The organism is Persicobacter sp. CCB-QB2, from assembly GCF_001274635.1.
In the GTDB taxonomy this organism is placed as follows: Bacteria; Bacteroidota; Bacteroidia; order Cytophagales; family Cyclobacteriaceae; genus Persicobacter; species Persicobacter diffluens.
This window is the reverse complement of sequence record NZ_LBGV01000001.1, coordinates 2,880,439-2,894,086: the sequence shown is the minus strand read 5'-3', so window position 1 is coordinate 2,894,086 and position 13,648 is coordinate 2,880,439. Positions and strand designations below refer to the sequence as shown.

Genomic DNA, 13,648 nt, shown 5'->3' with positions numbered 1-13,648 from the left:
AACCTAACATTTTACGCATTTACCGACGGCCCGTTCGTCATCCCAACATATCATTGACCTATGAAAAGAAAATTACTTTTTCTGCTACTCCTTCTTTGGGGAGTGGGTTATTCGTCTCATGCGCAATCAGCGCAAAACCCCGGTACTTTCTTAATCAAAACCATTGGTGCCAATGGAAAGCAGGCTAATGCATTTACCGGCTTTTTTATTGATGAAAACGGAACGGCCATTAGCCGTGGAACCGGCTTTCATAAAGCGGTGAAAGTGGAGGTGATCCTGGCAGACGGGCAAAGCTATTCCATCGGAAAGGTTTTGGCGTTTGATCCAGCCACCAGCCTGGTGAAATTTTCCGTGAATAAAGCCAAGGGCACTATTGCCTATGCGGTGGGCATGCCCTCCAAAGGCCAGCAAGCAAAAGTGGAAAAGCACAATGCGGAGGGGGCAGAAACGATTGCCCTTTCTCTGGATAAGGCGGTGAAATTTGAAAACTATGGACATTGGGCCTTATCCAATAAATCCATTGAAGCGGATGGGGCACCTGTAATTGCCGACGGAAAAGTGATTGGGATAGTGGCCGATCAGGTGATAGAGGGTAAAACGGCCATCATCGATGCCCAGAGAATTTACCAATTACAAAAGGTAAATCAAAAACTAGAAGACTGGTTGCCTTCCTTTCGAGCAAATCGCAATTTGCTGATCGCCATGGAAGCCTTTGACCAAAAGGAATATGAAAAAGCCGCGGCCACTTTTGCCAAATGTGTGCGTTTGGTGGGAAGTGAGTTTACCGCCTATTACTATGGAGCCAAGGCCCGTGAGGCCAAGGGGGATTTGGCCGGTGCACGCACTGCTTATGGTAAAGCATTGGATTATAAAGAAGGAGACCTGGAGATTTTGCAATCCCGCGGTTTGCTGAGCTTCAAAACTGAAAATTTCAAAGCCACCATTGATGATTTAACGATTGTTGAAGCAGCGGGAAAAGCCAGTCCGGAAGCACTGACCGCCCTGGGAACCGCACTTTATGAAGAGAACCAATTTGAGCAGGCCATACTCATTTTAGAAAAGGCTCCCAAAACCGCGGAGAGCCAGTTTCAGTTAGGAAATGCCTATTTCCGTCAAAAGGATTTCGATAAGGCCATCAGCAATTATAATGGGGCTGAAAATTCCGGTAATAAAGAAATGACCCTCTATAATAACCGGGGAAAAGCACACTTGCTTAATGGTAATGCAGCTCAGGCCAAAACTGACCTGACCAAGGCATTGTCGATAGATCCCACTTATGTAAAGGCCGTGGAAAACCGTGCGGCAGCCCATTATGCGCTTAAGCAATGGGAGTCCACCCTGGAAGATGCCCAAAACGCCGAGCGCATGGGCGGTAAGGATAAAAAATTGACTTTGTATAAAGGGGTGGCCGCTTATCAGCTAAAACAATATGAACTGGCCGCAGCTTCCCTGAAAGATGCCGTCACTCGTGGCTTTGATGAGGTGGAGATTTTGATCATGAAGGCAGCCTCAGAGGTGGAGTTAAAGCAATATAATCCTGCTATTCAGACTTATATTATGGCGCAAACTGCCGGCGCAGATGATGTTGACTTTCATTTTAAGCTGGCCACCGTTTATTGGAAGACGGAGCAGTTAAAACCCGCCGTGGCCCATTTCAAAAAAGCTTTAGCAAAGGGAAAGTCGGATTTGGAGCTTTACGAGAGCCTGGGGCTTTCTCAATATGAAGCCAATGAGGTGGCGGCATGTATTCCTCACTTGCAAAAGGCGGTGGAAATGTCCAGCCAAAAGGCGGAAGTGTATACTACTCTGGGAGCGGCGATGTTGAAAGAGCAGCCTGATCATGCAGATTTGTTATCTATATTATTGAAAGCAGAAGAAATGGGCAGTACTGATGCCGAAATGTATCAGGCAATTGGATTTGCTTACCTGCAAAAGTCTCAGGCCCAGCAAGCCATTCCTTATTTTCAAAAAGCAAAGGCTGGTGGTGCCTCCGGCAGTGCGCTGGAAAAGTCCTGGGGATTGGCTTGTTACCAATTGGAGCAATATGCGGAGGCTATTCAGCATTTGGAGGAGGCCATTGATGGCGGTGCTCGCGAACCGGAATGTTATCAGTTTTTAGGATTGTCTTTATATGCAATGGAGCAATATAAGGAAGCCTCTGCGGCCCTGAAAATGGCGGTAAAAGGTGGGGTGAACGATCCGGATGTTTTGAAAAAATTAGGAGCTTCGGCTTATGAAAGTGGCGATATGAAAACGGCCGTGGAGGCCTTCCCTAATTCAGGCGCTTTAAAGACGCCGACTGTTGCGGGGCAATATGGCCTGGCACTTTATGCTATTCGCGATTATGACAATGCTTTGATCCAATTAAACAAGGCAGAGGCACTGGGTTATCAGCAGGCAGATTTGTACGAAACCCGGGCGAGCCTGAACCTGAAGCAAAAGGAGGAGGCAGCAGCATTAGCGGATTATGACAAAGCCGTAGCTGCAGGCTCCAATGGGGAAGAAATACAGATGAAGCGCGCCAAATTGGCCATGAAGTTGAAGGATTATCCTAAGGCTACATCAGCACTGGATGCGGTGATAGGGCAGAATTCTGAAAATTCCGTGGCTTACCTATTGAGAGGAACCGCAAAATATCGTCAGGATCAATATGCTTCGGCGAAATCAGATTTGGAGAAAGCGAAAAGCCTGAGTGAAGGGGCAACCCCACTCTATGAGATGCTGGGGATTTCTCTTTATGAAATGGGCGATAAGACGAATGCCAAAACCAATATGGATCAGGCGATATCACAGGGTTCCAAAAATAAAAAGGTTTATGGACTGGCCGCTGAAATGGAACTAAAGGCCAAAAATTATGAAAAGGCGCTGAGCTTATTCGAGGAAGCGGGCCGATTAGGTTATGATGCGCCCACCTACTATGGAGATAGAGGAATGTGCTATTACCAATTAGGCAAAAACGCGCCGGCCATAGACGATTTGAATCGGGCAATCAATGCGCAGCCGGATAATCCGGCCTATTTAAAAGCCAGAGGAAATGCCCTTTTTCTGACGAATCAATTTGAGAAGGCAGCCACTGATCTAGCGAAAGCAGGAGGCCTGACAGCAGAAGAAAAATTCCGTTTAGGACGCAGCCAATATAAAACCAAGGATTATGTCAACGCGGAGAAATCATTAGAAGCAGCCACTACCGCCGGTGAAAAAACCATCGCCGCTTATTCAGATCTGGGTGCCGTAAAAGTCGCATTGAAAAAGAAAGAAGAGGCTATTACTGCTTATTCTCATGCACTGGCCATTGATGCCAATAGTATTGAAGCGCTTCAGGGCCGTGGTTTAGCCTATTATAAAATGTCGGACTACGAAAAAGCCCTTACTGACTTCATCGCTTTAGAGCAGAACGCCAATGCAGGCAAAGAGGTGGGCGCCATGATTGGTACGGCTTATTTCCGCCTGGGGAAATACGAGCAGGCATATGATCGCCTGGACATGGCCATCACCCAGGGGGTAAAAGATCAGGAGGTCTATTTAGGCCGAGGGGTTTGTTTGTATATTCAGAAAAAATATGAGGAAGCGATTCCTGATCTTCAAAGGGGATTGAAGGGACGGGAGGATTTGACCGGATTCAATGCTTTGGGAAATGCCGAAATGTTTCAGGAAAATGAAAAGGGAGCCAAGCCGGCCTTGGAGAAAGCCATTCAGTTAGGCACTCAGGATCCGCTAACGTTCTATCATATGGGAATGGTGCAATATGGAGCACGTGATTTCCGCGCTTCTTTACAAAGCCTGAATAAGGCCATAGCGCTACAGAGCAGCTATCCGGAGGCTTATCAGCAGCGTGGAGATACCAAATTCCGCCTTAAAGATTATGAAGGAGCTTTGTCTGACTACAATCAGGCAGTGAGCCAGGGCGGAAATAATGCTAAATTATTGAACAATAGAGGTAAGGCGCTCTTCATGACTGGAGACAAGGAAAAGGCCATTGCGGCTTATACAGCGGCATTGGATCAGATGCCGGAATACGCAAAAGCCCTGGAAAATCGTGGGGTCGCCTATTATTTGATTAATGATTATGAAAAAGCTGTAGTCGACTTACGTCAGTTCGAGAAGCTTACCGAGAAACAGGAGGAGGAAATACTGTATTATATCGGGGAATGTTATTATCACCAGGGAGATTTCAATATCGCCATTTCTTATTATGAGCGGACCAATAATAAAATCAATGAACCTACGCTTTACGCTCATTTAGGAGAGGCGCGCCTGGAAAATGAAGAGTTTGAACAAGCCATAAAATCTTTGTCAGACGCCGTAAACAAAGGGATCAAAACCGGTGATATTTACCGTTTCCGTTCCACGGCTTATGTCTATTTGGAAAAATATGAAGAAGCCCTGGCAGACCTGACCAATGCCATTGAGCTGGATCCAAAGAATCCGGATGTGTATTATAACCGGGCATTGATTCTGGAACAGAAAGGGAATTTCAGAGCAGCCATTAAGGATTATAATGTGGCCATTGAACTGAATCCAAAAGATCCGGAAATGTTCTATAATCGGGCAAGTTTGCTGGTGGAGGAAAATGACCTGATGGGTGCCATCAAGGATATGGATTTAGCCATTGGACTGGATGATTCCAAAGCCAACTACTTCTTAGTGCGCGGGAATATCAAAAGGCGACTGGAAAATAACCAAGGCGCTTGTGAAGACTGGCAAAAAGCCGCTAGCATGGGCGACCGAAAAGCAGGTTTCATGATCAAACAATATTGTAAATAGGACTTTGTGTGTGGGGGGCACCCTAGGGGCGGTCAGGTGCTCGGGCCTCGCGCTTTGGGCGAATGTGAGATAGCATATCATTTATCATTCCCCCAAAGGAGCTCAGGCAAAGCCCTCCATCCTTAAGAGCGTGATGAAAAGCCAAAATCGCTTCCAATTATTCGAATTTGTAGCCGGATGGTGTGCTTTTAAACATGCTCTAGCGCAAAAGCTTAAAATCATAATTTTATAACAGCCCGCACAAGTTGCGGGCTTTTTTTGTTTCAGCTCAGGCTTTTTTAACCAGCGCAGGCTGCAAAATTCAGGGCATTTTTAAAAAAAAATAAAGCAGAATCAAAGAATGTGCATAAACCCAAGGCCTATATTTAGTCGTCAACAAATTCCCTAAAAGCGAGGGGCTATATTTATAATAGAAAACCTTAAACAGCAACAATTTGGCCTTGGTCAATGACTTTCCAAAATTGATCACAGCCTTGCTTTTTTTTAGCCACGAATGGCCCGAATTTTCACGAATGGGTCTAGACGCCTCTATTCAGAATAAATGAACATGAAAAGACAGGAAATAGCAGCGAATTTTACTATTGAGGTTTTATCAGCTTTTAGTAATAGAAAGGAATAAGCTGCAGAGGCTCTGAAAGCAACACGGCTCATCCCAACACCGCAGATGAATTAATAGCAAGAATACCTCCTCCCAGGAGCCATTTAAACACCAGTCCAATCAAGGAAGGCGACATTCAATTAATCCAATGAATCGGTAAGTGATAATAGGGGTGAATAATTAGGATTAGAAATCTTTACCCACTATTGATCCCCGAATGCTTTTGTGTACCTTTGTTTGTTGCAAGCGCATAACTATGAAAAAAAGCATTTTCTTTTTTCTTTTAATGGTCGGTATGACCTTTTTGGGACTCTCCAGCTGTGATACCTGTTCGGACTGCGGACCAGAGCAAACCAATCCCTATGTGGTGTTGAATTTTTTTGAGAATCAAGAGGGAACTCCCTCTGTTCGATTGATGGCCACAGCTTATGGGATACTGGAAGATGGCAGTTTGAGTGATGAATTCGGGATAGAGGATTCAGTTACGACCATGAATTTGCCATTGGACATGAATACTCCACGAGCCAAGTACCGGTTGGAGGTCATTAAGAAGCGGGGTGAGGTAGAGTTGCAGCCCATTGAATTTGATTTTGAATTGACCTATGATTTAACGGAGACGCTGGATCCACGCAATATTGTGAGAGTAGTGGCCACTAACGTAAAACCTGAGGGAGAGCCTTCGAACGGAAATGATAAAGTTCGGTCCTTTGAGGTAATTTGTAATGATGAATCTGCAGATTGTATAAGCGAAAACACCAATGTCAACATTGTTTTTATACTTAACTAAATTCATTTTTTGTGTAAGCTTTCTCTTCCTGCCCTTTTTTGCCATGGCACAAGAGCTGGAGGAAGAAAATGAACCGGCAAAACCAACCTTTGACAGAAGTCTTTACATTCGGGACACTGTCCGAACGACTCCTATGGTTTTGATTGATATTCCCATTCTGGATCGGTCCGATGAGTTTAAGACCCTCTCCAGGAAGGAAAGAAGGGAATTAGAGAAGGCCAAAAAGGACTCCCTGCCTAAAAAAATATTGCCGCCTTTATCTAATCTGGAAATTGCCGTAAACTATTCTGACCCCATAGAAGGATTTTCCAGCAGAAATGGCCTAATGGCAGAAGCCTGGGCGGGATTGACCCTATTCGAATATTTTGTGGCCGTGGCAGAATTCGGAACACAAGACATCACCTTTAATGGTTCTGCCTACAAAAATGTGGACAATTACCAGGTTAATGGACAGTATTATCGGTTTGGGGGAGATTTAAAAATTCCCGTGAAGCAAAACAGTTCCCTTCGTATTGGTGGGCGTATTGGCAACAGTACTTTTTCGGATTCCGGAACGGCGCGAATCACCGGAGAGATTTTTGATGATTATGAAGTGGATTTTGCCAGAAATAACCTGTCGGCCAATTGGTGGGAGGTGGACATCACTTCAGAGACCGCCATTTGGAAAAACCTGTTGATGGGCTTTACCTTCCGCTATCGCGTGCTGGGTGATTTTGATAATAATTATGAAGTCCCGGTCCGATATATTTCCGGTTACGGCTTTGCGAATGGCACCTCCATGGGATTGGATCTGTTTTTAGCCTGGAGAATCCCGATAATGCCAGTGAGGTATAAAGAACGAATTCCTAAGAATTAAGAGATTTCATAACCGCCTGATGATTCAGTGCGGTTTTTTTATAGGGCTAATTCTTTGGCGGGATCCCAAAAATGGGCTTTGAAGTTCACAATTTGGTCCTCCTTCACTTCGATTCCTTCATTAGCGAGTCTTTCTTCCATCGCTTCCGGTGGATTAAAATGCATTTTACCACTCAATAAGCCGTTTCTGTTCACCACCCGGTGCGCAGGTACCTCCGGCAACCCATGCGCATTGTTCATGGCCCAGCCCACCACGCGTGCCGACCGTTTGGCACCCAAATAGGCCGCAATGGCACCATAACTGCTTACTCTGCCCGCAGGAATCAGCTTGACAACTTCGTACACCTGTTCAAAAAAGTCATTTTTCATGCTTAAAGATAGCTTAATGCTGGCAACTCTGATCGTCCTTCCAATAAAAAAAGGAGCCCGGGGTTACAGGCTCCTCCAATTATTGGATATATACGGGTTTGAATTAATTTAAATAAATCATCCTTTTTCTTAAAAGCAGGTGGATGAGTAGATAGCAAGTTTAACCCAAATTGAAATAAACTGAATGTAAGTGTTTTGATTTGGGGCCATAATCCGAATTATTCACCGCCAGATTCAGAGACTCGCTTTAATCAACTAATTATCAGTATGGTACATTCGTGTCGACTGATTTTTTAATAGCCCAAATTTGGGCAAGCTTGCTCTCCTCATTCATCTGTTTCGTGGGAAAAACTCGAAATAGAAAACTATTCTTTCATTTTTCTCGCCTTACAGCTAAACGAGGAGTATAGCATGGATAATCGTGGGATAAATTTAGCGGTGAATAGCACTGTTTAAAGGCTATATCTCGATAATAATTCCAATAGTCGGCAGAATATTTCCATTAGTGGAAGGAATATAGTCAGGCAGGAAACTGCCCGGATTATTCGGATCCGGAATAGTCTCTCCCGGGTTAATGGGATTGGGGATGTCGTTTCCAAAATCATTAGGATCGCGTAGCAGATTGCCATTGGCATCCTGAGCAGCCGTTAAGTTGGGTTGAGCATCCTGACTGAAGTTATACAGGTTCTGAATGTCGATAAAGAAATTCAAACTCCAGTTATCGAAGTAATACTTCTTATCAATTCTCAAATCCAGCTGGTGGAAGTTTCCATTCCGCTGGCTGTTCAGTTGGTTTTCAAAGTCCCGTATTCCCACCCGGTTCACCAACCAGTAATCTCTCTTCATTGAAGCCTCTACATTATATGGGGTAAAGGGCGTTCCTCCGGAATACAACCAACGGGTACCAATTTCCCAATTGCGCTTCAGCTTTTTACCGGCGGTTAAACTCACAATATTGCGGCTGTCCCAGGAAGAAGGAATAAACTGATTATTGGCATCTGTATATTCAGATCGCACCCAGGTATAAGCCAGCAATCCGTAAAAGCCCTTGTAAAATTTCTGTTGGGCCAAAAACTCAAATCCATAAGATCTACCTTTCGCTGTGGAAGTAACCGGTTCATCTCCGATTACACCAAAATCTGCGCCCAGATTGGCCAGGGCTACCTGGTTACGAATAGAGAAGGGAGAATTGCTGTATTTTTTATAAAATCCTTCCGCTGTAAAGCGTAAATTCTTCTCATCGATGCGGTATTCCAATCCACCTACCAAGTGCTCAGAGCGAATATATTTCAAATCATTCTGCTGGTTTACCAAGGTGCCATTTTCGTCGCGATAGCCAAGAGTGGTATAGGAAGGCAGCTGATAATAAATACCGGTATTGAAATTCACACTCAGCTTTGGCGTCATGGCATAGGAAGCAGAGAACCGTGGTGATAATTGATCCAGCATATTATTCATATCATCTGAATAATTATTGGCATCCGCCCGCACCCCAAGTGAAAGGCTTAATCGTTCATCAAAAAAACCTTTGGTCACCTGTCCAAAAACATTCCATTTCTGCATATCCAGATCACTGGAGTAGTTAATCGGTATCAGCTGATCATCTGCCGCAGAATAAGTTAAAAATTGGCTTCGGTTGGTATATTTCGCAAATTCCGTCCCTACGCCATAGTTGAAAGCCCAGCCGTTTACTTTGCGATAATCCTCAATTCTGATTTTATTCTCCGCTTCGGAGGACTGATAGTCCAGTGTCTTGGGTTTACTTTCATCATTATCCTGATGCTTGTAGGAGGTATTTTTGAGCATGTTTCTACTCATTACTGCAGTCAACACCCCGTTTTTGTGGAAATGCTCATATTTGGCGCCAATGGCATAAGACCACTGATCCTGAATCGGAATGTTATTATAGATGTATTCATTTTGTCTGAAATCCTCAGAGGTACTGTCAGAAAGCGCATCCGCATTCAGGGAGAAATCATCCAAAGAACCCAGACTCACCAAAGTAAGTTGATTTTTTTGGTTGAATTTGTGTTTTAGCTTGAATTGGTAGTCATTATAAGTCGGAAGAAAAGGCAGGCCCAAAACCTGAAATAAGAATTGTAAATATGACCTTCGGGCACTGGCGATGAATGTGGTTTTTTCCGAAAGTGGACCTTCCAGGGTGATTCCCAGATCACTGGCCCCTACAATACCATTAAAAGTGAGATGATCGTCACGACCGTCTTTTTGCTCGAATTCAAATACGGAACTCAGGGCATTTCCTCTGTTGGCCGGAAAAGCACCACTGTAAAATTCTACTTCGCGAATGAAATCTACATTGATGATCCCCACCGGACCACCGGAAGCGCCTTGTGTCGCAAAGTGGTTGATATTCGGAATCTCAATTCCATCCAGATAGAAACGGTTTTCGGAGGGAGCTCCACCACGAATCAGAATATCATTTCTAAAAGAGGCTGAGGAAGCCACCCCGGGTAAAGATTGCACCACTTTGGAAATGTCACGGTTACCTCCGGGATTTCTTTTAATTTCATTCGTTCCAATCGTTCTCATAGAAAGTGGAGATTCCATTTTTCTTTCGAAGCCTTTGGCGACCACTTCCACTCCTTCTAATTGGGTGGCATCTTCTTCTAATTCAAACTTCACGATGGCCGGACGGGCATTAGTAACTTCAATTTCAAAAAGTGTCCGTGGGCTAAAGCCAACATAGCTCACCTCTAAGTTATAAAGGCCGGGTTGCAGGCCCGTGAATTCAAATTTACCATTAACATCAGTGACCACGCCGGTAGTGGATCCCTGAACGACTACGTTAGCGAAAGGAATACTTTCGTTGGTAAGTTTATTGATAACTTCACCTCTTATGATGCCATTTTGCGCTAGGGCCACCTGCCCTATGAAAATAAAGAACAAGCAAAGAATGCTATTTTTCATTGAATGGAGTGTTAGGTTCTGTTCGTTTAATTATGTTAGCAACAAATGTTACTCATTAGTACGATAGTTGCAACTTTTGTTTAACATTTTGGAGTAAAAATCTATATAAAAATCCTTTATTATGGCATTTTGTTTAATTATTTGATTGGTTTTGTTGAGTTTTTTTAGCTGATTATTCAACAAAAAAAGGCCTTCCCCGAAAGAGGAAGGCCTTTTGTTTTTGATCCTTTTCGTTTTATTTCAAGGATTGTCGCTCTAGTGGCATGGTCATACATCTGGGGCCTCCCAAGCCTCTGGAAAGTTCAGATGATCGAATTTCCAATACCTCCACTCCGGCTTCGATTAAGGCGCGGTTGGTGTACTTATTGCGATCATAGGCAATCACTCTTCGTGGTCCGATGGCAAAAACATTGGCGCCATCGTACCATTGTTCTCTGGAGGCATATTCCGGATAGCCTTGTGCTGTACCAATCACTTCCAGATAAGGAATTTCCAGCTTCAATAAATCAATGATGGATTTATTCACCACTTCTTCTTCCAGAATAACTTCTCCATTGGCATCTACGCCTTTTTGACGGTAAATGTAGGTGGTCAGGTTCATGTCCATGGCATCCGGATATGTCACGACTAAATTTTCATCAATCATGGTAAACACGGTGTCCAGGTGCATGAAATTACGACGTGCCGGCAGGTGTACTTCGTATACGCGCTCTACCTCGCTATTGGCAATCACATGTTTGGCCACGGCCTTAATGGCTTTTGGATCTGTGCGTTCAGAATTGCCAATGGCCAGCGCTTTGTTTGACAATACAATGACATCCCCCCTTCAATACAGCCGGTTTCCGGGCTGCCATCATGTGGGTAGGCATTGATATAATTGTTTTTGAATTCAGGGTGGTGCTCAAAAATCAGCTGCATGATATCGGACTCGCGCTGTCGACCCGGATATTTCATATGACTGGAAATAACACCGGACTGAATCACTGCCGCCGGATCCCGCATGAAATAGCTGTTCGGGTTCGGAGTGATCAAGAAGTCAAGATCTCCCAGGTCCTGCAGGGATTTTGGGTTGTATTTTCTGCGCAAATGCTTCATCCGAATTCCCGCAGTAAGTGCGGTAGTGGCTTCCGCCAGGGATAAACGGGATAATAAGTCTTCTGCTACATGCTGGTATCCTTTCGCCGCAAGGGCTTTGCGGTAAGCGTCCAGCCTTAATTTTTCATCTTTTAATACCTCCTGAAGAAGGCCTTCAAGACGGAAAACCTTGGCTTCGGTATTTAATCGTACTAATGCACGGAATTCATCATGTTCACGCTGGATTTGCTCCAGATATGGCACGTCCTCAAAAAGGAATTCACCAATGTTGTCAGGGGTTAGCATTTCCAGCTCAAAACCCGGACGGTGCATGATCACTCCATTGAGTACTCCAAATTCGGATTGCAATTTAAGCTCCATAACAATTATTTATTCGTTTGGCATTAAGCCTAATGTTTGAGTATTTCTGGATTAAGTTTAATTAAATCATTTGTAGGTGAATGAAAGTATAATGGTCAAATCCAGAAAGTTTAAAATAAAGCGTACTAAAATAGCATTTATGCGCTGATCATAGAAAGCTTTGCGTTGATTTCTTTTTTGGGATATTTTTGGAGGGTTGATTTATAGTTGCTTAGCTAAAATATCCATTAATTTCTCCAAATATTTTTGATCAGTGGCATCAAAATCATTTAAGTGATTACTGTCGACATCCAGTATCATTTTGACGGTTCCGGCTACGATTAAGGGGACCACAATCTCTGATTTACTGTCCGAGGAACAGGCAATATGTCCCGGGAATTGTTCCACATCCGCTACCAATTGGGTTTTGCCCTCCGCCCAGGCCGTTCCACAAACCCCTCTACCCTTAGCAATACGCGTACAGGCAATAGGTCCCTGGTAAGGGCCAAGTACCAATTGTTCTCCCTTTACGATGTAAAATCCTACCCAAAAGAAATCCATTGCCTGCTTTAGCGCTCCGGCAATATTGCTCAGATTGGCGATCAGGTCTTCTTCATAACTGATCAGGGCTTCAATTTGGGGAAGCAGTTGTTGGTATTGAGCGGCTTTATCCGCCTCTTGGTCGATGATTAATGATTCAGCCATAATGTTCGATTTATTTTGAGCGCCAAATTTCTAAATTATCTTCATTTACAAGGTGTTTTTCCTGACAAAATCCACTGATTTCTGGAGCGGAGATGCCCGTTCCAAAGATTGTTTGGCTTTTAAAAATGCGGGCTTCGTCCCATAGTTCAGCCTCCAGGATTTCTTTTAATAAACCAGCTCCACCCTCAATGAAAACAGACAGTATTTTTCTTTGGTATAAATCATCGAAGACGGCTTTCAGGAAGTTATCTTCCTTGATCGCCACATAAGTGGTATTTCCCTTAGTATCTGATTTTGTCAGATTATAGCAGATGGTGGGCTGTTTTCCCCGAAAAAGGTTCAATCCGGAATCAAGGGTTAAATGGCGGTCAATGACTATTCTCACAGGATCATTTCCGGTCCACATGCGAGCATTCAGGCTGGGATTATCGTAATGAGCCGTATTTTTCCCCACCATGATGGCTTGTTCTTCGGTTCGCCACTTGTGTACCAGGGTACGAGACCAGATATTACTGATCCATTTGGAGTCAAAATTTTCCCTGGCCACAAATCCATCGGCCGTTTGTGCCCATTTCAAAACTACATAGGGTCTTTTTTTCTCCATAAAGGTGAAAAAGCGGCGGTTCATTTCTCTGGCTTCTGCTTCGCATACTCCGGTCTCTACTATTATCCCCGCTTTTTGGATTTTATTCAGGCCAGTGCCGGCTACCTGTGGATTGGTGTCTGTTGCGGCCACTACTACTCTCCTAAGTTGATGTTTGATCAGCAGATCAGCACAGGGAGGCGTTTTTCCAAAATGGCTGCAAGGCTCCAGCGTAACATAGGCCGTACTTTCTTTCAAGAGCGAGGGATCTTTTACCGAGGCGACTGCATTCACTTCGGCATGCGCTTCACCTGCCCGCTGGTGCCAGCCTTCTCCAATAATTTTTCCCTGGTGAACAATAACACAACCCACCGTTGGATTAGGGTAAGTAGCTCCCAAACCGTTTTCGGCCAACTGGATGGCGCGTAACATGAACTTTTGGTCTTCTGATCGCGGAGAAGGGCACATAAGCAATTAGTAGAGAATAAATATGTTTTTTAATAATTCTGTTTTATTTCAGACAATTGTTTGAAATAGAGCTGAAGTTAGGGAGTTATCTGTTATTTTTCATCTACACCCATAAAATTTAAGCCATTGTGTTCAATTTATTTACCCGATAAACGAC

At 44.1% G+C, this 13,648-nt stretch carries 7 protein-coding genes and 1 pseudogene; 3 read left to right on the top strand and 5 right to left on the bottom strand.

Going from position 1 to position 13,648, the window contains the following annotated elements; all coding sequences use genetic code 11:
• Positions 1-60 precede the first annotated feature (60 nt).
• The 3 genes from NG22_RS12775 to NG22_RS12765 all read left to right on the top strand — a co-directional run bounded on the left by NG22_RS12775 (position 61) and on the right by NG22_RS12765 (position 7,005).
• Complete coding sequence (locus NG22_RS12775; protein ID WP_082305078.1) at positions 61-4,764, top strand: tetratricopeptide repeat protein; 4,704 nt, start codon at positions 61-63, stop codon at positions 4,762-4,764.
• A gap of 854 nt (positions 4,765-5,618) precedes the next feature.
• Positions 5,619-6,149 carry a hypothetical protein gene (locus NG22_RS12770; RefSeq protein ID WP_053406079.1) on the top strand — a complete coding sequence of 177 codons (531 nt, stop codon included), beginning with the start codon at positions 5,619-5,621 and terminating at the stop codon, positions 6,147-6,149.
• On the top strand, positions 6,121-7,005 hold the full coding sequence (locus NG22_RS12765) for a DUF6048 family protein (RefSeq protein WP_157601070.1): 885 nt from the start codon (positions 6,121-6,123) through the stop codon (positions 7,003-7,005). Before NG22_RS12770 ends, NG22_RS12765 begins: the two co-directional genes overlap by 29 nt.
• 38 nt (positions 7,006-7,043) lie before the next feature.
• Here the strand turns inward: NG22_RS12765 and NG22_RS12760 are convergent, their stop codons facing one another.
• The 5 genes and pseudogenes from NG22_RS12760 to ribD form a co-directional block, all read right to left on the bottom strand.
• A complete protein-coding gene (locus tag NG22_RS12760; RefSeq protein ID WP_053406077.1) occupies positions 7,044-7,373 on the bottom strand; it encodes an MGMT family protein in 330 nt (109 codons plus the stop codon).
• 459 nt (positions 7,374-7,832) lie between these two features.
• Positions 7,833-10,301, bottom strand: coding sequence for a TonB-dependent receptor (locus NG22_RS12755; RefSeq protein ID WP_053406076.1), 2,469 nt, complete (start codon positions 10,299-10,301; stop codon positions 7,833-7,835).
• 235 nt (positions 10,302-10,536) lie between these two features.
• Positions 10,537-11,681, bottom strand: a pseudogene (locus tag NG22_RS12750) (arginine deiminase family protein).
• A 276-nt stretch (positions 11,682-11,957) separates the two neighbouring features.
• Positions 11,958-12,440: a GAF domain-containing protein gene (locus NG22_RS12745; RefSeq protein ID WP_053406075.1), complete on the bottom strand. Its 483-nt coding sequence runs from the start codon at positions 12,438-12,440 to the stop codon at positions 11,958-11,960.
• 10 nt (positions 12,441-12,450) lie between these two features.
• On the bottom strand, positions 12,451-13,491 hold the full coding sequence (gene ribD, locus NG22_RS12740) for a bifunctional diaminohydroxyphosphoribosylaminopyrimidine deaminase/5-amino-6-(5-phosphoribosylamino)uracil reductase RibD (RefSeq protein WP_053406074.1): 1,041 nt from the start codon (positions 13,489-13,491) through the stop codon (positions 12,451-12,453).
• Between the last annotated feature and the right edge of the window lie 157 nt (positions 13,492-13,648).

What these genes read in the sequence shown, in the direction of transcription:
- NG22_RS12775 (WP_082305078.1), top strand. Translation starts at nt 61, where the DNA reads ATGAAAAGAAAATTACTTTTTCTGCTACTCCTTCTTTGGGGAGTGGGT.
- NG22_RS12770 (WP_053406079.1), top strand. Translation starts at nt 5,619, where the DNA reads ATGAAAAAAAGCATTTTCTTTTTTCTTTTAATGGTCGGTATGACCTTT.
- NG22_RS12765 (WP_157601070.1), top strand. Translation starts at nt 6,121, where the DNA reads ATGTCAACATTGTTTTTATACTTAACTAAATTCATTTTTTGTGTAAGC.
- NG22_RS12760 (WP_053406077.1), bottom strand. Translation starts at nt 7,373, where the DNA reads ATGAAAAATGACTTTTTTGAACAGGTGTACGAAGTTGTCAAGCTGATT.
- NG22_RS12755 (WP_053406076.1), bottom strand. Translation starts at nt 10,301, where the DNA reads ATGAAAAATAGCATTCTTTGCTTGTTCTTTATTTTCATAGGGCAGGTG.
- NG22_RS12745 (WP_053406075.1), bottom strand. Translation starts at nt 12,440, where the DNA reads ATGGCTGAATCATTAATCATCGACCAAGAGGCGGATAAAGCCGCTCAA.
- ribD (WP_053406074.1), bottom strand. Translation starts at nt 13,491, where the DNA reads ATGTGCCCTTCTCCGCGATCAGAAGACCAAAAGTTCATGTTACGCGCC.